Raw genomic sequence first — 21,506 nt, forward strand, 5'->3', positions numbered from 1 at the left:
AGGACTTCGCGATGCCAACCGACTCTCGGGTATACAGTTATTCCGCCGTGCTGATGGGTTCTCCCATTCTGCTCAAGCTGTTTGTCCACGATGAAGCGCTGGCTTCGCGAGTTTTCCAGCTCATTAAACGCTATGAAGATTTGCTGACCGTTAACCGCCAGAGCTCGGAGGTGATGGATATCAACCACGCCGCCGGGCTGCATCCGGTGAAGGTGAGCCGCCCGGTGTTCGAGCTCATCCGCTGTGCGAAAGCGGCGAGTATGCTGCCGCAAAGCGCGTTCAACCTGGCGATTGGGCCACTGGTCAAACGCTGGCGGATTGGCTTTAAAGGCGATGAAGTGCCCCCAGCGGCGGAGATAGCCGCGCTGCTGGCGCTGACCCGGCCGCAGGATGTCATTCTCGATGATGCCGCAGGCAGCGTGTTTCTCACAAGGCCTGGCATGGAACTCGATCTCGGCGCCATCGCTAAGGGCTACATTGCCGACCGCGTGCGCGATTTCCTGCGCCGTAGCGGCGTGGAAGAGGGGCTGATTAACCTCGGGGGTAACGTGCTGACCCTGGGCTCTCCCGTGGGTGAATGGGGCATTGGCTTAAAGAAACCCTTTGCCGCCGCGCAGGAGACGCTGGGCACTATCACCGTCAACCATCAGTCGGTGGCGACATCCGGCACCTATGAGCGCTTTTTCGAGCAGGACGGCCGCCGCTATCATCATCTTCTGGACTCGCGCAGCGGCTACCCGCTGGATAACGAGCTCGACAGCGTCACCGTGGTTTCCGCTGATTCTCTGGATGGCGATATCTGGACCACGCTGCTGTACGGGTTGGGCGTGGAGAAGGGATGTGCGGCGCTGGAAAAGCGCCACGATCTTGAAGCGATTTTTGTCACCAAAGACAGGCGGGTGGTGCTGTCGTCGCAGCGGAATTTTCATTTCACGCTGCAGGACGACAGCTACCGGCTTACTGACAGAACTGCTTAAGCAACCCGTACTGTTCGGCCAGCAGGCGATAGCGATACACCGGACGGCCGGTCGCACCATAGTGAATGCTGGTGAACAGGATATTGATCTGCGCCAGCCAGATAAGATACTTACGGCATGATACCCGTGAAATATTCACCGCATTCGCCAGATCGTCGGTGGAAAACTCCACTCCCGGATGAGCGTCAATCCACTGGCAAATAGTGCGCAGCGTCTGTGGTGTGAGCCCCTTCGGCAGACGGCGCGCGTCAGCCACTTCCGGCGCTCCACCGTGCAGCAGGCGATCGACATCCGACTGCTCATGGTATTTGTGCGCACCCAGCAGATTCTTCTTTTCTTTCCACGTCGTCAGCGCCTCTTCAAAGCGCGGGAACTGGAATGGTTTAATCAGATAATCCACCACGCCATAGTGCAGTGATTTCTGGATAGTGGCGGCATCGGCGGCGGAGGAGATCATAATCACATCAATGGGCCGACCGCTGGCGCGCAGGGTTGGCAGAAGATCCAACCCGTTATCCTGCTGCATATACACATCCAGCAGGACCAAATCGATATTCTGCGCGGGATCGGTCACTATCTCCTGTGCCTGGCGCAGCGTAGACGCGGTTGCCACACACTGAAATCCGGGCACCCTGGCAACGTAGCAGCGGTTCAGTTCTGCCACCATGGCGTCATCATCGACGATGAGTACATTTATCACACGATATTCCTTACTGTGGTCCCCAGGGGAGATGTACAAAAAATTGGGTAAAGACGCCGGGTTCAGACTCTACGGCGAGCGTACCGCCGAGGTTTTCGACCTGCTGACGGGCGAGGAACAGCCCCACGCCGCGGTTTTCGCCTTTGGTTGAGTAGCCTTTATCAAAAATAGCCTGAATATGCTCAGGCGAAATGCCGGGGCCATCGTCGCTGACTTCCACGCTAAGCCAGCCGTTCTGATAGTGCATGAGCACGCTCACCTCACCATCTTCCTGCCCGCTCATCGCGTCCAGCGCGTTTTCGATTAGATTGCCGAGCGCGGTAATCAGTACGGTGACCTGCTCTTCGTGCTCGTTATCCGGCACCATGCAGTCGTCAGAGAGCGTCAGAGTAAACCCGGCCTCTTTGGCGCGGTTCATTTTGCCCAGCAGGAAACCGGCGATCACCGGCGATTTCACCCGCAGCTGAATGGCGCCAATGTCGGTCTGATAGTTATGCGCTGTCTGCAGGACATACTCTTCGAGCTTGTCATAACGCTTCATGTGCAAAAGCCCCAGCACGACGTGGAGCTTGTTCATAAATTCGTGGGAGTGGCTGCGCAGCGCGTCAACGTAGTTCACCATGCCGTCGAGACGCTGCAGCAGTTGGCTGACTTCGGTTTTATCGCGGAAAGTGCTGATAGCGCCGATCACCGTGTTCTGATTGCGCACAGGGACGGTATTGCACAACAGCAGTCGTCCGTTGCAGCCAATTTCGCGGTCCTGCTGGGCCATCCCACTCTCCAGCACTTCTTTAAGCGGAACCAGCAGGGGAGTGCTGGCGTTATCCGCCGGAGCGGCCCCGGGAGCGGCGAACAGCATCTGCCGCGCCGCATGGTTAATCAGTGTGACCCGGCCCTCTGCATCGACCGCCATCACGCCTTCTTTCAGCGACTGCAGCATGGCCTGACGCTGCTCGAACAGGGTGGAAATTTCGTAAGGTTCAAGGCCGAATAAAATACGTTTCAGCACGCGTACCAGCGCTAAAGTCCCGAGCGTACCGACCAGCGCGCTGAACAGCAGGGTCCAGAAAATGCTCCAGCGCGCGCGGTCAATCTGTCCATCGACTTTGCTGAGTGAAATCCCAACGGCCACCACGCCAATCTGCTGGTGGCGAGCATCGTACACCGGGGTGAAGGCGCGTAACGCCTCGGCGAGCACTCCGTGGTTCACCGCCACGTTCTCGTGGCCTTCCAGCGCCGGGGTGATGTCATTACCGATGAACCGTTTGCCAATCTGTTGATTTTTCGGGTGTGAGAAGCGACGGCCGTTCATGTCGGTGACGACCACAAACAGCAGGTCGTTGCGCTGCTGAGTCGCGAGAGCGATGGGCTGAATGATGTTGCTGTCCGGGGGCAGGGTGAGCCCGCGCTGTACCTCCGGGCTGTCCGCCAGCGTCCGGGCGATAGCCAGTGCCGTCTCCTTGACACCGTCACGCGTGGCATTGCCGAGCTGCAGAAAATAGAGCACGAATACCACCAGCAGCACGGAACCGGTAACGCAACCAACCATCAGCGTCACGGCAGTACTGAGCTTCATCGGACGCTTTTGAGGGGTCATCAGGATCTCAACGCTTTATCATAAAACGGTAATTATCGCCGATGACGAGAAATTCTTAAAGCCATGCTGAAAGCGCGTGAATAATCCGGGTTGTCCCGGCGTTTCGTGACCCCATTCGCAGGTCAATCATAAAAATAACTTTATAGTAGGAAAGAACCCATACAAAGGAGGTTGTTATGAGCATTGAGCTAACCGGTTCAGTCACGGAACGACGCAACGTCAGCACGGTTGATATCGACCGTTTGTCCACAGAAGACATGCTGGCCACCATCAATAAGGAAGATAAGCACATTGCTGACGCGGTTGCCTCCTGTCTCCCCGCTATTACCCGTTTAGTTGATAACGCTGCTGCGACGCTGAGCCGTGGCGGTCGCGTGGTGCTGGCCGGTGCGGGTATTTCAGGCCGTGCTGCGGTACTGGCCGCCAGCGAGTACGCGCCGGGCAATCATCATCAGGTGCTGGGGCTGATTGCCGGGGGACCGCAGGCGATGCTGGAAACCCTCGAAGCCGCAGAAAAAGACTACGATCTCGGCGTGCAAAACCTGAGTGAAGTGGATTTTACCGCCAACGACATGCTCATTGGGCTTAGCGTGAGCGGAAAAACGCCGTGGACGTGGGGCGCGCTGCGCCATGCCTGGTCGCTGGGCGCTCGGGTCGCGGTGATCTCGCCTGATAGCGAAAGTGAAGCGGCGCAGCTTGCAGATATTGTGGTGGCGGTGCCAGCCGGTGCGGAAGTGATTGCCGGTTATGGTAATCCGAAAGCACACCTGGCGCAGAAAATGGTCCTCAATATGCTGATGACCGGGCTTGCCATCCGCTCTGGACGGGTTTATAGCAACCTGCGGGTGGATGTGGAAGGCGACAGCATGCGCTGGCAGGAGCGGCAGATTGCCATCGTGATGGAAGCGGGCGGTTGCCAGCGGACCGAGGCGAAAAATGCGCTGGAGAGCTGCCACTACCACTGTAAAACCGCCATTCTGATGGTGCTGACCGGGCAAAACGCCTGGGAGGCCAATGCCTTACTCGCTGGGCACAACGGTTTTGTGCGCCTTGCCCTGCGTGACGCCCCGGTAATGACAAATTAATGCCGCATACTGGCGCGGTCTGCAGCGGCCGCGCCAATCATTTGACTCGCCTCCTTGCGACATTCTCCCCTAAGTGTTAAAAGGTGCCCCTTCGAAAAAAATGACAGGGGAAAGACGTGAATAACGCGTCATCAGCATCTGACCAGACGTCAGCGGATGCGTCGTCGTCGCAAGAGCCGACGCTTCATCGTGGATTACAGAACCGCCATATTCAGCTTATCGCCCTCGGCGGCGCCATTGGTACCGGGCTTTTCCTCGGGATTGGGCCCGCTATTCAGATGGCGGGACCAGCCGTACTGCTGGGTTACGCCATCGCCGGGATCATCGCTTTCCTGATCATGCGCCTGCTGGGCGAAATGGTGGTCGAAGAGCCGGTTTCCGGGTCATTTGCCCACTTTGCTTATAAATACTGGGGCCCGTTCGCCGGCTTCCTCTCCGGCTGGAACTACTGGGTGATGTTCGTGCTGGTTGGCATGGCTGAGCTTACCGCCGCCGGGATCTACATGCAGTACTGGCTACCTGACGTCCCCACCTGGGCGTGGACCGCGATTTTCTTTGTGCTGATTAACGCCGTTAACCTGGTCAACGTGCGCCTGTATGGCGAAACCGAGTTCTGGTTTGCGCTGATTAAAGTGCTGGCGATCATCGGTATGATTGGCTTTGGCCTGTGGATGCTGTTCTCCGGCAACGGCGGCGAGCACGCCAGCGTCGACAACCTGTGGAAGTACGGTGGCTTTATGGCAACCGGCTGGCATGGGCTGATTCTTTCCCTCGCGGTTATCATGTTCTCCTTCGGTGGGCTTGAGCTGGTGGGCATTACTGCCGCCGAAGCCTGTGACCCGGAAAAATCGATTCCAAAAGCGGTAAACCAGGTGGTGTACCGTATTCTGCTGTTCTATATCGGCTCGCTGGTGGTGCTGCTGACGCTCTACCCGTGGGTAGGCGTACAGTCAGACAGCAGCCCGTTCGTGATGATTTTCCATAATCTGAACAGCAGCGTGGTGGCTTCTGCGCTGAACTTTGTCATTCTGGTGGCATCGCTGTCGGTGTATAACAGCGGCGTTTATTCCAATAGCCGTATGCTGTTCGGTCTCTCCGTACAGGGTAACGCACCGAAGTTCCTCACCCGTATCAGCCGCCGCGGCGTACCGGTAAATTCGCTGCTGCTCTCGGGGGCGATTACGTCGCTGGTGGTGCTGGTGAACTACGTGCTGCCGAAGGAAGCTTTTGGTTTGCTGATGGCACTGGTGGTGGTGACGCTGCTGCTGAACTGGATAATGATCTGTATGGCGCACCTGAAGTTCCGCTGCGCCATGCGCCGCAAAGGTCGTGAGCCGAAGTTTAAGGCGCTGATGTCGCCTGCCAGCAACTATCTGTGCATTGCGTTTCTGCTGATGGTGCTGGGGCTGATGTGCACCATCGACAGCATGCGCACCTCGGCGATGCTGCTGCCGGTGTGGGTGCTCTTCCTCTTCGCGGCGTTTAAACTGCTGCGCCGTAAGGCCTGATGAAAACGGGCGCTTCTCGCGCCCGTTCATTTATCTCACCATACTTCCTGCCAGCGCCCGGATATCGTTGCCGGTTGGCGACTGATGGATCCGTAAACCAAACTCATCCACGACCGCGAAAATATGGTCGAAGATATCGGCCTGAATGCTCTCATATTCCGCCCATACCACGGTGTTGGTAAACGCGTAGATCTCGATCGGTAAACCGTTGTTATCCGGCGCCAGCTGGCGAACCATCAGCGTCATATCTTTACGAATGCGCGGGTGGTTGCGTAAATATTCGTTCAGATAGGCGCGGAAGGTGCCCACGTTGGTCATTTTGCGCAGGTTAAGCACCGACTCGCCGAGGCCGTGCTGCGCATTCCACTGGTTAATTTCCTCGTGGCGCGAATCCATGTACGGCTTCAGCAGGCGCGCCTGAATCAGTTTCTGCTGCTCTTCGGCATCAAGAAAATGAATGCTGGTGGTATCGAGGTTAATGCTGCGCTTAATGCGGCGACCGCCGGAGGCCGACATTCCGCTCCAGTTTTTAAAGGAATCAGACACCAGCGACCAGGTGGGAATGGTGGTGATGGTGTTGTCCCAGTTGCGCACTTTTACCGTGGTCAGGCCGATATCGGTCACGGCCCCGTCAGCGCCGTACTTCGGCATTTCCAGCCAGTCGCCGAGGCGCAGCATGTCGTTTGCCGACAGCTGGATCCCCGCCACCAGCCCGAGTATAGGGTCTTTAAAGACCAGCATCAGCACCGCGGCCATCGCGCCGAGGCCGCTAATCAGAATGGTCGGTGACTGTCCCAACAGCAGCGAGATAATCAGGATCCCGACCAGAATGGCGCTCACCAGTTTGATGCCCTGGAAGATCCCCTTCAGCGGCAGCTGTGATGAGAACGTCAGCTTCTGCGACAGGTTAAACACGACGTCGAGTAACGAGAAAAACGACAGCAGCGCGTAGAGCATGATCCACAGCTGAGCGCAGGTGATAAGGATACTGGCGGCATCACTGCCTTTTTGTAGCCACAGCATGGCCTGGATCTGGACAATAATCCCCTGCAGGGTAAAGGCCAGGCGGTGGAAGAGCTTATTCTGGGTGATAATCTGCAGCCACAGATGCTGGCTGGCCTGAGCCCGTTTTTCGAAGGTCCGCAGCACAATCCGATGCAGTATCAGATGCACAATAATCGCGGTGAGAAAGATGATGCCAAAGATAATCGCCAGCGTACTGGTGTGATTAATTTTAATGCCGAGTGCTTCAATCGCGGATATCAATTCCTGCATAACGTCTCCTGTTCAATCAGCATTTATCATGACCGTTGAGCGCTTATTATGCAAACCAGGCCCGGGCGGGCCTGGTCAGGTGTGCTACTTCGCGGTTGCACCGATTAACACCCGGCAGTTCAGACGCTGGCGTTGCCAGAGCCCGAATCCCCCCAGCACAACCATCATTAACACCTCGACGCCGAGGAAACCGACAATCGCCTCGCGGTAGCTGCCGCCGCTGTGCTGCTCGAGGGTCAGAAACAACGTGCCTAACACCGCCGGGCCGAGCCCCAGCGAGGATTGTTGCAGAGTGCTCAGCAGCGCGCTGCCCGCACCGGCATCGCAGGCGGAGATATCGCGCATACCGATGCGATAAAAGGTGTTCACAATCAGCGCCTGACCATAACCGACAAGCGACGTTGCAGGCACCAGCGTCAGGGTGGAAGTACGCTGGCCGTAATACCAGAACGTAAGCATCAGAAGCAGCAGGCCGCTAATTTGTACCGTAATGCCGGTCAGCAAAATGCGCCCCATGCTGTAGCGTGCGATCAGACGCGGGGCGTACAGCGCAGAGACAAAATAAGCCACGCCAAGGGCGATGAAGCTATTGCCGGATTGCCACGGAGCCATCCCGAGACCAGCCTGCATGGTCAGCGCCATACAGAACATAAATCCAGACCAGGCGCTGAAAAATAGCAGCGCAATCACCGTTCCGATACGTACGCTGTTCATGCGCAGCAGGCGAGGCGGCAGCAGCGGCTGTTCGCCACGCTGTTCTTTACGTTGGGCGCTCGCCCACATCAGCACCAGCAGCGGTGCGGTTGCTGCCAGCATCAGCTGCAGCGTCAGCGGCCAGTGCATCTCCGGGCCCAGCGCCAGAGGAAACAGCAGGCAGCAAAGAAGGGCCGCCAGCAACAACGTTCCCTGCCAGTCAATGCGTGCCGGTGTCTCCCGGCGCGTTTCCGGCACATAGCGGCGGCTTAGTGCCAGCACCAACAGGCAAATAGGCACGTTGATAAAAAAGGCGTTACGCCAGCCGAGGCCACCGATATCCGCTGATACCAGCCAGCCGCCGCCCATCTGCCCCACGATAAACGCGATGCCGCCGATACCGCCGTACAGGCTGATGGCGCGGGCATGAGCGCTCCCCCGCAGGGTGACGTGCAGGGTGGCGAGTATTTGCGGCACGATGAGCGCTGCACCTGCGCCCTGCAGCGTGCGGGCAGCCAGCAGCTCGTTCACGCTTCCCGCCATCCCGCAGAGCAGCGAAGCAATACCGAACAGCGCTACGCCCCACATAAACAGGCGACGACGGCCAAAGTTATCGCCAAGTTTGCTGCCCATCGCCAGGCACACGGCGAAGGCGACCCCGTAGAGGGCGACAATCAGCTCCAGTTGTGTGGCAGAGGTGTGTAGTGACAGGGTAATGGAGTCCAGTGCGACGTTGGTGATTGAGGTATCGATAAGCGGCAACATCTGCCCGCTGAGCAACAGCAGCAGGCCCGCTTTTCCGGGAGAAACAAGGGGTGAAACAGCAGATGAATTCATGTTAGCTCCATTGCGTCATTCTGATAATGGACGTAGCATCGCTGAACTATAAAACGGGTACCAGTTCCTGCTTATACTGGTACTGGCACTACTATGCTGGGGGGAGCGATGAGCATAATGATCCCAACGGAGCCGCACACAACGGCACAGGACGATCGCCGTAAACAGTTAGGGGCATTTTTACGCGCCCGGCGTGAGAGCCTCGACCCGCAGCGCCTCGGGCTACCGCGCAGCGGGCGTCGTCGCACGCCGGGACTGCGGCGGGAAGAGGTCGCGTTTCTTGCCGATGTCGGCGTGACCTGGTACACCTGGCTTGAGCAGGGCAGAGAAGTGAATCCGTCGGCGGCGGTGATGGAGGCGGTGGCGGCGGCGCTGAAGTGCAGCCCGCTGGAGACTCGCCACCTGTTCGTGCTGGCGGGTTTGCCCCCGGTGGAGTCGCTCAACGTGCCGCAGTGCGAAGGTATCAGCGCCGGTACCCGGCGCATGCTCGACAGCCTGATGCCACAGCCGGCGAGTATCCAGAAACCTAATTTTGATATCGTGGCGTGGAACGACAGTTTTTGTCATCTGATGGGCGTTGATTTCAGTACGTTGCCGGAAGAAGACCGCAACTGCATCTATCTTTATCTTACTCACCCGGCATGGCGTAGCCGCCTGGAGAACCGCGACGTGCTGCCGACCTTCGTCTCTTACTTTCGCGCGGCGATGGCGGAGCATCGCGGAGACGCGGCGTGGGAAAACCAGCTGGCGCGCTTTTTTGCCGCCTCTGCTGAGTTTGAAGCGCTGTGGCATCAGCGTTATGAGGTGCGTGGCGTAGAAAACCAGATCAAAACCTTTAATCATCCGCAGCTTGGCGTATTCAACCTGCAGCAGATGTACTGGTATTCCGCACCGCGAAACGGTTCGCGGCTGCTGGTCTATTTACCGGTGGATGATGCCGGAGAGAACGCGCTTGCGTGGCTGGCGCAGCAGGCTCAATAACTTATTGTGACACAGGGAATCAGGATGAACGTTACCCGTAAGCAGGACCGCATTATCCGTCGCGCGCTCGACGAATGGGAACAACAGGGGCAACTGACCGCCGAGGATAAGCAACGGTTGACCGGTTCACTACACCCGGCAACGTTCGACTGGCAGCGCCTGAGCAAATACGCCTTCTGGACGGCGCTCGCCTGCCTGCTGATAGCGCTGGCAAGCCTGTTTGCCGACAGTGAACTGATGGCCTGGTTTATCGGCCTGTTCTACTCCACCGATCTCGCGCGGATTGGCGTTCCGTTGCTGCTGGCGGTGGGTTGCTACGTCTGGGGATTCCGCCGTCAGCGGCGAGAAACGCAGTGGCACTACAGCACGGAAGCTATCCTGTTTCTCGGCGTTGTGTTTACGGCGGTAATGCTCTGGCAGGTGGGGGAAAAGCTCGATAACGGCAGCGGTCATGTCGCGCCGCTGTTTCTGCTGGGCTGCGCCATCTATGGTCTTATCGGCTTTTTTGGCCGTTCCGGGTTGGTATGGCTGTTCTTTCTGCTCTCGCTGGGCAACTGGTTTGGTGCCGAAACGGGGTATATGTCTGGCTGGGGAGCCTACTGGCTTGGGATGAACTACCCGATTCGCTTCGTGCTGTTTGGCGCCGTGCTGCTGCTGGCCTGCTACCTGCTGAAAGGCTGGTTGCAACAACGCAGGTTATTCACCGTCAGTAAAGCGATGGGGCTGACCTGGCTCTTTATCGCCCTGTGGATCATGTCGATTTTTGGCAACTATGATATCGATAGCTGGAGCGCGGTCACCCGCGAAGCGCTGCTGCCGTGGGCGCTGCTGTTTGCCGTAGCGGCAGGGATTTGTCTGTGGATTAGCTTCAAAACCGACGACGGGATGCTGCGCGGTTTCGGTCTGACCTTCCTTGCCATCAATCTCTATACCCGCTTCTTTGAATACTTCTGGGATAGCCTGCACAAGGTGCTGTTCTTCCTGATCCTCGCCGTTTCGCTGGCAGTGCTGGGCCGCTATGCGGAGAAAATCTGGCATGCGGGGGAGAAGCGATAATTTTCTGAAGCGCGGTTCAGGAACGACAGCCGCATTCGGACTTGTTTCATCTTTTTGTTTACGCTCTGCTCTGACGAGGTAATTTAGCTTTTAATCTAAATTGCCTTATATGTTAATATTGTCAGGGAAGAAGAGATATGTTCAGGCTTATTGTGCATGAACGCGTCAGGGCAGAGCTACAAAGCCTGCCAGCTGTCGTACAGGCGAAAATGATTCACCTGTTGGATAAGCTGCGACAGGATCCACTGGTCCTGCGAGAGCCTTATAGCAAACCGCTTCGCGATGGGTTGTTTGAGGTTCGAACGCTGGGGGCGATACAGAGTCGTGGCCTCTACGCATTTCAGCGTGGCAGAGTCATTTTTCTCCTGCGCGTTTTTGTAAAAAAGAGCCAGAAGATGCCTGCAAGCGAAATAGCGCTGGCGTTGAAGAGACTCAGGGAGATGCTAAATGAGCAAGAAAATCATTGAGTGGGATGTATTACGCGCGGATCTGCTGGCGCAAAGCGATGTACAAGTTGCTTTCGATGCACTGGAGCGAGAAGAACGGTTGCGGAAAATGTTATCCGAATGGCGGGCTCACGCCGGACTTACCCGTTCTCAGGTCGCGCAGCGGATGGGAGTCAGCGCTCCCACGGTGTCAAGAATGGAAGCCAATGTGACCCGAGCCAGTCTCGATACGCTAACGCGCTACGCCATTGCTTGCGGCATCAAACATCCGCAGATCCTGCTGTATTAGTACCGCACGCCTTGTGGCGTGCGGCCGCAGATTAAACCTCAGTCAGCGTGACGCTTTGTGGCAGACGAGATTTCGGCAGTGCGGCGTTGAAATCTTCCACGCTGTGGTGTCCCACCGGGACGATAACCACGCTGGTGAAGCCTTTTGCTTTCAGACCGAACTCTTCATCCAGCACGGCGGCGTCGAAACCTTCGATCGGCACGGCGTCCAGACCCATTGCTGCCACACCGAGCAGGAAGTTACCCACGTTCAGGTAGACCTGTTTTGCCATCCAGTGCCCGTCATCTTTTAAATCTTTACGATGCAGATCGGCAAAGAAGGTGCGGCCCTTATGGTTGCCCGCTTTTGCTTCCGGGGTGGCGAAACGACCATCGCGGTCTTCCTGGTCGACCACCAGCTCAAGCCAGGCGTCGTCCATTGCGGTTTTAGCCGCAAACACCACCACGTGAGAAGCATCAAGAATTTTACGCTCGTTGAAGGAGAAACCACCGGCGGCGGCTTTGGCCACGCGCGCTTTACCGGCGTCTGTGCTCGCCACGATAAAATGCCACGGCTGCGAGTTGGTGCTGGACGGGCTGTATTGCAGCAGGGTCTTCAGGTTTTTCTCCTGCTCAGCAGTCAGTTTTTTGCTCGGATCGAAAGCCTTAGTCGAGTGGCGTTTCAGGGCAACAGACACGATATCCATAACGATTCCTCAATATTTTGTGCACCCGGGGTGCGATTCGTTTACGCAGATTACAGGGCGAAGGGGGGCATGATAAGGGGCAAAAAAACGATAACACTTATCGTTTTACCAACAAAATCAGCCCGGGCGTAGCCGTTTCTGATCTTTTTTTGGCAGTTTATCCACGACCAGATGCCAGGAGTCGGCGATCAGTTCGGCGAGCAGATCTTCGCTGATATCTTCCCCCGGCGTCACCGTTATCCAGTGCTTTTTGTTCATGTGATAGCCGGGTTCGATACTGCGGTAGATCTGCTGGTTAAGCAGGGATTTTTGCGGGTCGGCTTTGAGATTAATCAGCGTACGCCCGCGGACGGTCATCGTCAGCATGAAGATGCGGTTGCAGACTTTAAACACGTCATACTCCGGCCCGAACGGCCAGCAGTGCTCGGTGAAGGGATGCTCCAGTGCCAGGCGGTGGGCGATAGCGTGGAAGGTGCTGGCCTCCATCAGGGATTCTCCTCTGCCAGCGCCAGCCACATGGTCTCAAAACCGACGGCGATAAAATCATCGGCGCGCTGCGGCTCGTTGCTCGCGTATTCAATGGTGGCTTCCGCAAGCGCCAGAAACAGCGCATCGCCAAAGGCCTGATACTCTGCCGTCAAGAACAGTGGGCGCACCGAACGCTCACAGAGCTGGTGCAGCTCCGGGAACATGCTATTTACCTGCTCTTTGGTGTCTTCGGTGATTTTTTCACTGAGCGCCATGCGGCGGATCGCCTTATGGCGCATGGGGTTGCGGATCCCCCAGTCGATGTAGCTGTTCCAGATATTGCGGGTATGCTCTTTAGAGCTGGTGGCGTTAGGATCGAGACGCGAAAGCATCGCCTCAATCAAATCGGCTTTGATATGCAGATAAAGTACGTTCAGCAGGTCGTCTTTGGTGGCGAAATAGCGAAACAGGGTGCCTTCGGCCACGCCAGCGCCGCGGGCGATGGTCGCGGTTGAGGCCGCAATCCCTGACTGGGCAAACGCGGCGGTAGCCGCCTCCAGCAATGCTTGTTTTTTATCTTCACTTTTCGGACGAGCCACTACACTTTACCTCTCTGACGCCTAAACCCCAGATTGAAACATGCAGGATACTTACACTTCAACGGGGAATGTCAAAAATTGAAAATCGGCTTGACGACTTTCGCTCTCTTTCTATAATGAGTGCTTACTCACTCATAATCAAGTCTTACTCAGACGTTCCAGGTGGATGGAACGGTTTTTGCTGGTCGGGAAATGAAGCGACACTATTTCAGCGTGGTTGTACTCATGTTAATTGCATCTGCAACGAGTTTACCGTTTGTGCTTAATCCCGGTTTCGGGCAAGCGCCGCAGGGCGCGCAGCGTGGGGCGATAGAGAGCTCGCCGCACTACCGTGACGGCCAGTTTCAAAATCAGTTACCCACCCCCGGCTTTACCAGCGATAAAAACATGCTGGCGGCCTGGTGGGAGTTTTTGACCGCAAAACGTGAGAACGCACGCCCGGCGCAGCCGCTGCCGATGGTGAAAACCGATCTTGCCAGCCTGCCACGTGAGCGAGAGGTGATGATCTGGCTCGGCCACTCCTCCTGGTATTTGCAGCTGGCGGGCCAGCGCATCCTGATAGATCCCGTGTTCAGCGATTACGCCGCGCCGTTCAGTTTTCTGAATAAAGCCTTTGCCGGAGAGTATCCGTGGAAAGCGCAGGATATGCCGGAGATAGACCTGCTGATTATCTCCCATGACCATTACGACCATCTTGATTACGCCACCATCAAGGCGCTGATGCCGAAGGTGCGCCGGGTGATTACGCCGCTGGGCGTGGGTTCGCACCTGCGTTACTGGGGTATGGACAGCAGCATTATTAGTGAGGCGGACTGGAACCAGCACATCACGGTGACGAATAACCTGACGGTACACGTGCTGCCCGCCCGCCACTTCTCCGGGCGCGGGCTCAAGCGCAACCAGACCCTGTGGGGCAGCTTTATGTTTGTTACCCCGGAGCAAAATATTTACTACAGCGGTGACAGCGGCTATGGCCCGCACTTTAAGGCCATCGGTGAGCAATTTGGCAAAGTCGACCTGGCGATTATGGAAAACGGGCAGTACGACCAGGACTGGAAGTACATCCACATGATGCCGGAAGAGACGGCGCAGGCGGCGGTTGATCTCAATGCAGAAGCGGTACTGCCGGGGCACTCCGGGCGTTTTGTGCTGGCAAAACATACCTGGGACGATCCGTGGAAGCGCCTGACCGCTGCGAGTCAGGACAAGCACTACCGTTTACTGACCCCCGTTCAGGGAGAACCGGTAAACCTTCACGACCGTAGCCAGCAATTTCAAGCGTGGTGGGAGTAATCCACCCCGTTTTTTAGCAGAGGGGAGAGCAGTATGACCATTTCCACTCAGGTGATTGAAACCATCGTTGAATGGATAGACGACAACTTGCACCAGCCATTGCGTATTGACGATATTGCGCGTCATGCGGGGTACTCAAAATGGCATCTACAACGGCTGTTTTTGCAGCATAAAGGCGAAAGCCTGGGGCGCTATATTCGTGAACGTAAACTGCAGTCGGCGGCGCGCGATCTCCGCGACACTGACCAGAAGGTGTACGACATTTGCCTGAAGTACGGGTTTGACTCCCAGCAGACCTTTACCCGCATTTTCACCCGCGCTTACAAACAGCCGCCGGGTGCCTGGCGTAAAGCTCATCACGGCAACGCGCATTAATCTACACCCCTTTCTCACCTGGAAGGGGTGGTTTCTCTGTATCGAAAATATCTCCTGATACCAGGGGGAGCGTGAGCCTTGCCTGCAATCCAGAGGCAAAATGTACCGAGCGGGCAAGGGTGATACTGCCGCCGAGGCGCTGCACGCAGGTCTTTACAATCGATAATCCAAGACCGGATCCCGGTTGTTGCGTGCCTTCCAGCCGGTAGAAGGCGTCAAACACCCGTTCGATCTTGTTCTCATCAATCCCTGGACCATTATCCTCAACCTCAATGACCATCTTGTTCCCGTCCTGCGTCAGCCGCAAATCGACCTGCCCGTTTTCCGGGGCATAGCGCACGGCATTCTCCACCAGGTTTTTTAACGCCGTGTAGAGGGTGTTTCGATCGGTCAGGAGTTGCGTATTTACCGGTAGCGGCTCGACCACGCCAATATCAATATGCTTATCCGCTGCCAGCGGCAACAGGGCTTCGATAACCTGCCTGAATAGCGCATCGATCGCGACGTTTTCTCTGAGTGACTCCGCTGGGGCCTGCTGTTCTCTGGCCAGCGCCAGCAGTTGCTCAAGCAGATGATGTGTACGCTTTAATCCCTGACGCAGCGCACTCAAGCGGCTCTGCGCTTCGCTGGACATTTCCGAGGCTGCCAGTCGTTCGGCCTGCAGAGAAAGCGCGGTCAGCGGCGTGCGCAGCTCGTGGGCTGCATCGGCAATAAACCGTTGCTGGTTCTGCATCGCCACGTCGACTTTGTTGAGGAGATTATTGATACCGTTGACGAAAGGGCGGATCTCCTCCGGAACGCCCTGTGCTTCCAGCGGCGTCAGACATTGCTCATCCCGGCGATGCACATCGTTTGCCAGGCGAACGACCGGGCGAAAGGTTTTTCTGATAAGGTCGTGGGTGACCAGCAGCAGGATGGGCAGCAAAATAGCGAAAGGAATAAGCGTGAGGAGCGCGCTGTTCAGGGCAATTTCATTTCTCACGCTGGTCGGTTGAGCAATCGCAACCCAACGCTGCGCGGTGAGCGGATGCACCAGCACCCGCCAGGCGCCGTCGGCGGTCACAATATCCTGAAAACCTTCTTTGAACGGCGGGCGCAGGTGGAAGGTGTTGTTTGCCACCGGCGTCTGTTGAACCTGTGTGGTGAGGTACTCCACGATTATCCGGGCGTCGTTATCGCCTTCCGGTCGCGGGCTTACGCTATGTTGAGCGCCATCGTTGCCTGCGGAAGAGGTTACCAACGTGGCCAACTGCACCAGGGTGTTGTCCTGCAGCTCATGGGCTTCATCGAGCGCAAAGTAGAACGTGAACCCGCCTGAAATAAGGGCTGTTGCGAAGATGGCGACGCACAACGCGGCGGATAAGCGCCGCTGTATCGAGTGGGTTACCCGTTTTTTGAGACCTGCCATCCGACTCCCCTGATGTTTTTAATGGCTTCGCGGCCCAGTTTCTTTCTCAGGGCATGAATAAGAAACTCGACGGCGTTGCTTTCGACCTCTTCACCCCAGCCGTAAATGCTGTCCTCCAGCTCCCGGCGTGAGAAGATCCCTCCAGGGCGCATCATCAGCGCCGCGAGCAGGGCGTATTCCCGGCTCGATAAGACAAAGCACGCTTTGCTGGCGACAAGGCACACTTCATGGGTGGCGGGATCCAGCGTCATCATGCCATTGCTCATCACCGGCGAGCGGCTCCCCGTCTGGCGGCGGATGACCGCCCGGATCCGCGCCAGCAGTTCACTCATTTCGAAAGGTTTGAGAATGTAGTCATCCGCGCCGCCATCCAGCCCTTTCAGCCGATCGGGCAGCGCATCGCGGGCGGTGAGAATTAATACCGGTACGTTGGCATTTTTTTGCCGCACACCGCTCAGTACGGCAAAACCGTCTTTATCCGGTAAACCGAGGTCGAGCAGCACCGCATCGTAGGGCTGAGCGGCAAAACCGCTCAGGGCATCGTTGCCGTTTTTCACCCAGTCTACGGCGTAGGCGGCGTCTTTCAGCGAGCTTTCCAGCACTTCGCCAACCATTACATCGTCTTCAACCAGCAGTATTCTCATGGATTAGGGCTCAAGCGAATCGATTTTCATCCGGTATGTAAGGTAGCCAATCAGACTAATGATAGCCAGCAGGAACAGGACGCTGGTCCCCGTTGTGCCAAGCCCAATGCCACCGTTGGCCGGAGGCTGTGACAGCAGGTCACCACAGGAAGCGCCAAACGGGCGGGTCAGGATGTAGACAATCCAGAAACACAGTACGCTGTCGGCGCGAAACAGATAATAGCTGGTGGCGGTCATCAGGATCATCGTGCCGAACATCACTGCCGCGTTCAGATAGCCGAGGCCCAGTCCTTCCGCCGCCCAGTCGCCTGCGGCGGTGCCGAGCGAAAAGGTCACCAGAATGGCGGTCCAGTAAAACGCCTCACGTTTAAAGGTGTTGATACTATGGATGGATAAGGTTTTCTCTTTGACATACCAGATGCCGAAGACCACCAGCAGCAGAGCGGTAAAAACGAGGGTCGAGAGCGCGAGCGGTACGCCGAAATGGTCCGTCAGGTTATCGGTGACCAGCGTACCAAACACGCTGATTAACAGCACCGTCGACCAGTAGAGCACCGGAATGTAGCGATCGGAGCGCATCTGGAAAAACAGCACCACCACAAACAGCAGGCCAGTAAACAGCGACGTATTAGTCAGCCCCCAGCCCAGATTGCCATTCAGAAAGTCGGCGGCGGTTTCCCCGACGGTGGTGGACATCATTTTAATCAGCCAGAAGAGAAGGGTGACTTCCGGGACTTTGTTCATTGAAAACGATGAGGGGGTGTTAATTGTGGAAAGCATGATTCCTGCCTCAGGCATCTCTGTGCCGGTAAACTCAGGTAAATAACGCCAGAAGCGTCGTTGAGGTGGTTGAGTTTACCGGTGAAAACTTAGAGATGACTTAGGCGGCGTCGGAGAGCGAAAACCAGCGTCTCCAGATATAGCGAATGACAAAATACTCCACCACGCCCAGCAGTAAAAACCACAGACAAAACAGCAGAGTGTACAGCTGATTGAGATCCATCAGGTGGAACTGAACCACCAGCTTTTGCGCCAGCACCAGCCCGAGAGAAGGGGCCGGCAACAGCAGGCAGGAAAGAAAGGCCAGCAGCAAGATACCGGCGGCGGTCATCAGCGATTCCAGCGGGTGTTTCATCAGAGGTTAATTATCCGTTAAAGAAAACTCATGCTGCGTAATGTACCGCATAACGCAGCAGAAGTTGAGATTAGCCCATCCGGTGTTCCCCTCGCGCCAAAGCCGGGCGGTCGAAAAAACGCTGGATCACGCCTTCTGCCATAAAGGCGGCGCGGTCCGACATATGGGCGATAACGTCGGCATCGTGGCTCACCAGCAGATAGGTCATGCCGTGCTCCTGCTTGAGTTTATTCAGCAGGTTAAGGATTTCAGCCTGTACCGACATATCCAGCGCCGAGGTGGGCTCATCAAGCAGCAGGAGCTGCGGGCGCAACAGCAGCGCCCGGGCAATAGCGACACGCTGACGCTGACCGCCGGAAAGCTGGTGCGGGTAGCGCTCTTTGGCGTCCGCAGGCAGGCCCACTTCTTCCAGCGCCGTTGCCACACGCCTATCAAGGTGAGTTTCGCCCTGAATGTGCAGCGGCTCGGCGAGCGTGCGGTACAGCGTATGGTTAGGATGCAAAGAGGCGTAGGGATCCTGAAACACCATCTGCACATTACGCCGCAGCGCCCCTTGAAAACGGGTGCCGGGGACAATCGCCGAACCCAGCAGCGACACGTCGCCCTGCCACTCCCGCTGTAACCCGGCCAGCACCCGTAAAATGGTGGATTTACCGCAGCCCGACTCGCCTATCAGGCTGAAGGTTTCCCCGGCCTGCACGCTGAGCGTGGCATTTTTCACCGCAACTTTGTCGACGAAGCGGACCTGAAGCGCGTTGATATCAACGATGGTCATGCGGTTTCTCCGTGAAGCTCAGACTACGGTCAAGAGTAGGAAGCGATGTACCCCAGGTGCTGGCGCTGGGACGGCAGTTCCACAGCGTTTGGGTGTAGGGATGCGTCGCGTGCGCCAGCGCATGTGCCGGCATTTCGTCAACCTTTTCCCCCTGGTACATTACCAGCACGCGGTGGCAGTGCTCTGCTACCAGCGGCAGGTCGTGGCTTATCAGCAGCATCGCCATTTGACGCAGTTCGCACTGTTCAACCAGCAGTTCGAGGATCTGGTTACGCAGGCGGGCGTCGAGTGCCGAGGTGGGTTCATCGGCAATCAGCACCTGCGGATCGTTGATGAGGGCGATGGCAATCATCACCCGCTGGCCCATCCCGCCGGAAAGTTCGCCGGGGTAACGCTGCAATACCCGGGGATCGAGACCCACGGCGGCAATAGCCTGCTGGATTTTCTCTTCGCGCTGGGCGCGGTTCAGGCGCTGATGAAGGGTTAACGCTTCGCTGATTTGTGCGTGAATACTTTTCACCGGGTTCAGCGCGTAGCGTGGATCCTGCAGCACCATCGCGATACCGTTGCCGCGCAGCCGCTGCCAGTCGCGCCCGCTGAGCGTCAGGAGGTCGTTATCCAGCACCTGCAGCGTTTCGGCGCTGACCACACCGGGTTTACGTACCAGCCCCATCAGGGCTCTGGCGGTCATCGATTTACCGGAGCCAGATTCGCCCACCAGCGCCAGGCGTTCGGTGCCAAGGGTAAAGCTGAGGTGGTTAACCACTCGGGCACCGGGATAGTCAATATTCAGCCCCTGAACGGACAGCCGTGGTTCAGTCATGTTGTGGCTCCAGAACGTCGCGCAGGCCATCGCCCAGCAGATTAAAAGCCAGGCTTGCGAGCAAAATAGCACCGCCAGGGATGGCGGCAACCCACCACTGATCGAAAATTACCTGCATACCGTCGGCAATCATGGCCCCCCATTCCGCCATCGGCGGGCGGGCACCGAGCCCGAGGAAGCCAAGTCCGGCGGCGGCGAGGATAATGCCGGCCAGATCGAGCGCCAGGCGGACAATCGCCGAGGGCAGACACAGCGGTAAAATGTGGCCCACCAGCAGGCGCCAGCCCCGGATACCCATCATCTCGGCCGCCGCGAGATAGTCGCTATGGCGCAGGCGCTGGATCTCGCTGCGTGCCTGGCGGGCGTAGGCGGGCCAGGTGGTGAGCGCCAGTGCCAGCGCGCCGCTGACCAGCCCCGGACCCAGCATCGCGACAAAGGCGAAGGCGAGGATGAGGCGTGGCATCGACATCACTACGTCGGTAAAACGCATCAGGATCCGCTCCAGCCAGCCGCCGTAGTAGCCGGAAAGAATGCCCACCAGCAGGCCGACGGGTAGGGTGATTATTGTCACCAGCGCCACCAGACCCAGTGCCGGACGGGTGCCGTACAGCAGGCGTGATAGCAGATCGCGCCCGTAGCTGTCGGTCCCGAGCCAGTGCTGAGCATCAGGTGCCTGCAGGCGCGCGGCGGCGTCCTGCCAGTTGGGATCCTGTGGCGCAAGCCACGGCGCAAAAAGGGCGATTGCCAGCAGCAGCCCGACCAGAATCAGCCCGCAAAAGGCAGCAGGAGAGCGGCGCAGGCGCTGTAAAAATAATGATACCGGCATCAGCGCACCCTCGGGTCGGTCAGCTTCACCAGCAGATCGGTGAGATTATTGATAAGCACAAAGCAGACGCCTATCAGCAGCGTTCCGCCCATAATGGCGGTGGTGTCCCCGGCGAACAGCGCCGTGGTGAGGTAGCGGCCAATGCCCGGCCAGGAGAAGACGGTCTCGGTCAGCACCGCGCCCTCCAGCATGCCGGTCCAGGAGAGGGCTATCACCGTCAGCAGCGTGCCGCGAATATTGGGCAGGACGTGGCGCAGCAGGATCGTCATTTCCCCGGCCCCTTTGGCGCGTGCCAGCAAGATGTACTCTTTATTCATCTCACTCAGACAGGCGGAGCGGGTGAGGCGGGTAATGCTCGCAAGGGCATAGTAGGCCAGCAGCAGCACCGGTAGCACCAGGTGGCTGAGGGCGTTTTTGAACGCCTCGTGGTCGCCAGAAAGCCAGGTATCGATAAGGACAAAGCCGGTTTTTGCCTCGACGGTGAACTGATAGATATCGTCGAGTCGCCCTGGCCCCGCGCTCCACTGCAGCTTCGCGTAGAACAGCGCCAGCATCAGCAGACCGAGCCAGAAAATAGGCACTGAGTTGCCGAGCAGAGTAAAGGTGCGCACCGCAAGATCCAGCGGTGAGCCAACATAGCGGGCGCAGAGCACCCCGGCTATTACCCCTGAAAATGCGCCAATGACTAACGCCAGCGTCGCCAGCTCAAGAGTGGCGGGGAAGGCCGCCAGCAGATCGTGCAACACCGGCTGCCCGGTGGCGCTGGCGATGCCCAGATCGCCGTGGGCCAGATTCTGCAGATAGTGCCAGAACTGGACGGGCAGCGAACGGTCAAGGCCAAGCTGGTGGCGAACCTGATCGTAAGTCGACTGACTGGCGTGATCGCCGACTATCTGCAACACCCGGTCGATCGGGGAGAGCGCGGAGAGCGCAAACGTGACGAGCAGCAGCCCGAAAAGCGTCAGCAACAGGGTCAACAGACCCTGCAGCACGCGCGTCACGTGGGTGGAGAACTGTGGCATTGGGGATCT

General features: G+C 57.5%; 24 protein-coding genes. 9 read left to right on the plus strand and 15 right to left on the minus strand.

Annotated elements, in window-relative coordinates:
* Positions 1 to 11: 11 nt before the first annotated feature.
* Positions 12 to 977: an FAD:protein FMN transferase gene (locus tag GYRE_RS08525; protein ID WP_038254619.1), complete on the plus strand. Its 966-nt coding sequence runs from the start codon at positions 12 to 14 to the stop codon at positions 975 to 977.
* On the opposite strand, the gene dcuR is transcribed toward GYRE_RS08525, so the two are convergent.
* Both dcuR and GYRE_RS08535 read right to left on the minus strand, forming a co-directional pair.
* Positions 958 to 1,677: a two-component system response regulator DcuR gene (gene dcuR, locus GYRE_RS08530; RefSeq protein WP_006818939.1), complete on the minus strand. Its 720-nt coding sequence runs from the start codon at positions 1,675 to 1,677 to the stop codon at positions 958 to 960. The genes GYRE_RS08525 and dcuR overlap by 20 nt on opposite strands.
* Positions 1,678 to 1,687: 10 nt before the next feature.
* Positions 1,688 to 3,274 (minus strand): sensor histidine kinase, encoded by a 1,587-nt coding sequence (locus tag GYRE_RS08535; RefSeq protein WP_038254623.1) that lies wholly within the window; start codon positions 3,272 to 3,274, stop codon positions 1,688 to 1,690.
* A gap of 176 nt (positions 3,275 to 3,450) precedes the next feature.
* Here GYRE_RS08535 and GYRE_RS08540 point away from each other — a divergent pair, with 176 nt between their 5' ends.
* Positions 3,451 to 4,359, plus strand: a complete 909-nt coding sequence (locus GYRE_RS08540; protein WP_038254625.1) for an N-acetylmuramic acid 6-phosphate etherase — start codon at positions 3,451 to 3,453, stop codon at positions 4,357 to 4,359.
* Between the two features lie 116 nt (positions 4,360 to 4,475).
* Positions 4,476 to 5,867 (plus strand): phenylalanine transporter, encoded by a 1,392-nt coding sequence (gene pheP / locus GYRE_RS08545; RefSeq protein WP_006818942.1) that lies wholly within the window; start codon positions 4,476 to 4,478, stop codon positions 5,865 to 5,867.
* Positions 5,868 to 5,897: 30 nt separating this feature from the next.
* On the opposite strand, the gene GYRE_RS08550 is transcribed toward pheP, so the two are convergent.
* Entirely contained in the window at positions 5,898 to 7,142 is a 1,245-nt protein-coding gene (locus GYRE_RS08550) for a mechanosensitive ion channel family protein (RefSeq protein ID WP_006818943.1), read from the minus strand.
* Positions 7,143 to 7,226: 84 nt separating this feature from the next.
* Positions 7,227 to 8,672, minus strand: a complete 1,446-nt coding sequence (locus GYRE_RS08555; protein WP_038254627.1) for an MFS transporter — start codon at positions 8,670 to 8,672, stop codon at positions 7,227 to 7,229.
* Positions 8,673 to 8,780: 108 nt separating this feature from the next.
* Between GYRE_RS08555 and GYRE_RS08560 the strand changes: the two genes are divergently transcribed.
* From GYRE_RS08560 to GYRE_RS08575, 4 genes are all read left to right on the plus strand, one after another.
* Positions 8,781 to 9,653, plus strand: a complete 873-nt coding sequence (locus tag GYRE_RS08560; RefSeq protein ID WP_038254630.1) for a helix-turn-helix transcriptional regulator — start codon at positions 8,781 to 8,783, stop codon at positions 9,651 to 9,653.
* 24 nt (positions 9,654 to 9,677) lie between these two features.
* The gene (locus GYRE_RS08565; protein ID WP_038254633.1) at positions 9,678 to 10,709 is read left to right on the plus strand and encodes a hypothetical protein; all 1,032 of its coding nucleotides are present in this window, start codon (positions 9,678 to 9,680) and stop codon (positions 10,707 to 10,709) included.
* Positions 10,710 to 10,846: 137 nt separating this feature from the next.
* Complete coding sequence (locus tag GYRE_RS08570) at positions 10,847 to 11,176, plus strand: type II toxin-antitoxin system RelE/ParE family toxin (protein WP_038254635.1); 330 nt, start codon at positions 10,847 to 10,849, stop codon at positions 11,174 to 11,176.
* Positions 11,157 to 11,444 carry a helix-turn-helix domain-containing protein gene (locus tag GYRE_RS08575; RefSeq protein ID WP_051860940.1) on the plus strand — a complete coding sequence of 96 codons (288 nt, stop codon included), beginning with the start codon at positions 11,157 to 11,159 and terminating at the stop codon, positions 11,442 to 11,444. The genes GYRE_RS08570 and GYRE_RS08575 overlap by 20 nt, the downstream gene beginning before the upstream one ends.
* A 31-nt stretch (positions 11,445 to 11,475) precedes the next feature.
* Here the strand turns inward: GYRE_RS08575 and nfsB are convergent, their stop codons facing one another.
* The 3 genes from nfsB to GYRE_RS08590 form a co-directional block, all read right to left on the minus strand.
* Entirely contained in the window at positions 11,476 to 12,129 is a 654-nt protein-coding gene (gene nfsB / locus GYRE_RS08580) for an oxygen-insensitive NAD(P)H nitroreductase (RefSeq protein ID WP_006818949.1), read from the minus strand.
* A 117-nt stretch (positions 12,130 to 12,246) separates the two neighbouring features.
* Positions 12,247 to 12,615: an MmcQ/YjbR family DNA-binding protein gene (locus tag GYRE_RS08585; protein WP_038254638.1), complete on the minus strand. Its 369-nt coding sequence runs from the start codon at positions 12,613 to 12,615 to the stop codon at positions 12,247 to 12,249.
* Positions 12,615 to 13,196: a TetR/AcrR family transcriptional regulator gene (locus GYRE_RS08590; RefSeq protein ID WP_006818951.1), complete on the minus strand. Its 582-nt coding sequence runs from the start codon at positions 13,194 to 13,196 to the stop codon at positions 12,615 to 12,617. The genes GYRE_RS08585 and GYRE_RS08590 overlap by 1 nt, the downstream gene beginning before the upstream one ends.
* A 192-nt stretch (positions 13,197 to 13,388) precedes the next feature.
* On the opposite strand from GYRE_RS08590, the gene GYRE_RS08595 reads away from it, so the two are divergent.
* Positions 13,389 to 14,489, plus strand: a complete 1,101-nt coding sequence (locus tag GYRE_RS08595) for an MBL fold metallo-hydrolase (protein ID WP_038254641.1) — start codon at positions 13,389 to 13,391, stop codon at positions 14,487 to 14,489.
* A 33-nt stretch (positions 14,490 to 14,522) separates the two neighbouring features.
* Positions 14,523 to 14,864 (plus strand): RamA family antibiotic efflux transcriptional regulator, encoded by a 342-nt coding sequence (locus GYRE_RS08600; RefSeq protein ID WP_038254648.1) that lies wholly within the window; start codon positions 14,523 to 14,525, stop codon positions 14,862 to 14,864.
* Position 14,865: 1 nt separating this feature from the next.
* Here the strand turns inward: GYRE_RS08600 and GYRE_RS08605 are convergent, their stop codons facing one another.
* The 8 genes from GYRE_RS08605 to GYRE_RS08640 all read right to left on the minus strand — a co-directional run bounded on the left by GYRE_RS08605 (position 14,866) and on the right by GYRE_RS08640 (position 21,497).
* A complete protein-coding gene (locus GYRE_RS08605; RefSeq protein ID WP_038254652.1) occupies positions 14,866 to 16,272 on the minus strand; it encodes a sensor histidine kinase in 1,407 nt (468 codons plus the stop codon).
* Positions 16,248 to 16,916 carry a response regulator gene (locus GYRE_RS08610; RefSeq protein ID WP_038254655.1) on the minus strand — a complete coding sequence of 223 codons (669 nt, stop codon included), beginning with the start codon at positions 16,914 to 16,916 and terminating at the stop codon, positions 16,248 to 16,250. The genes GYRE_RS08605 and GYRE_RS08610 overlap by 25 nt, the downstream gene beginning before the upstream one ends.
* A gap of 3 nt (positions 16,917 to 16,919) precedes the next feature.
* Positions 16,920 to 17,696 carry a COG4705 family protein gene (locus GYRE_RS08615; RefSeq protein WP_038254658.1) on the minus strand — a complete coding sequence of 259 codons (777 nt, stop codon included), beginning with the start codon at positions 17,694 to 17,696 and terminating at the stop codon, positions 16,920 to 16,922.
* Positions 17,697 to 17,796: 100 nt separating this feature from the next.
* Complete coding sequence (locus tag GYRE_RS08620) at positions 17,797 to 18,051, minus strand: DUF1158 domain-containing protein (RefSeq protein ID WP_006818957.1); 255 nt, start codon at positions 18,049 to 18,051, stop codon at positions 17,797 to 17,799.
* Positions 18,052 to 18,121: 70 nt separating this feature from the next.
* On the minus strand, positions 18,122 to 18,826 hold the full coding sequence (locus tag GYRE_RS08625; protein WP_038254661.1) for an ABC transporter ATP-binding protein: 705 nt from the start codon (positions 18,824 to 18,826) through the stop codon (positions 18,122 to 18,124).
* On the minus strand, positions 18,813 to 19,649 hold the full coding sequence (locus tag GYRE_RS08630; protein WP_038254664.1) for an ABC transporter ATP-binding protein: 837 nt from the start codon (positions 19,647 to 19,649) through the stop codon (positions 18,813 to 18,815). The genes GYRE_RS08625 and GYRE_RS08630 overlap by 14 nt, the downstream gene beginning before the upstream one ends.
* On the minus strand, positions 19,642 to 20,475 hold the full coding sequence (locus GYRE_RS08635; RefSeq protein ID WP_038254668.1) for an ABC transporter permease: 834 nt from the start codon (positions 20,473 to 20,475) through the stop codon (positions 19,642 to 19,644). Before GYRE_RS08635 ends, GYRE_RS08630 begins: the two co-directional genes overlap by 8 nt.
* Positions 20,475 to 21,497 carry an ABC transporter permease gene (locus GYRE_RS08640; protein WP_038254671.1) on the minus strand — a complete coding sequence of 341 codons (1,023 nt, stop codon included), beginning with the start codon at positions 21,495 to 21,497 and terminating at the stop codon, positions 20,475 to 20,477. Before GYRE_RS08640 ends, GYRE_RS08635 begins: the two co-directional genes overlap by 1 nt.
* Positions 21,498 to 21,506: the final 9 nt, after the last annotated feature.

The organism is Yokenella regensburgei ATCC 49455 (assembly GCF_000735455.1).
Taxonomy (GTDB): Bacteria; Pseudomonadota; Gammaproteobacteria; order Enterobacterales; family Enterobacteriaceae; genus Yokenella; species Yokenella regensburgei.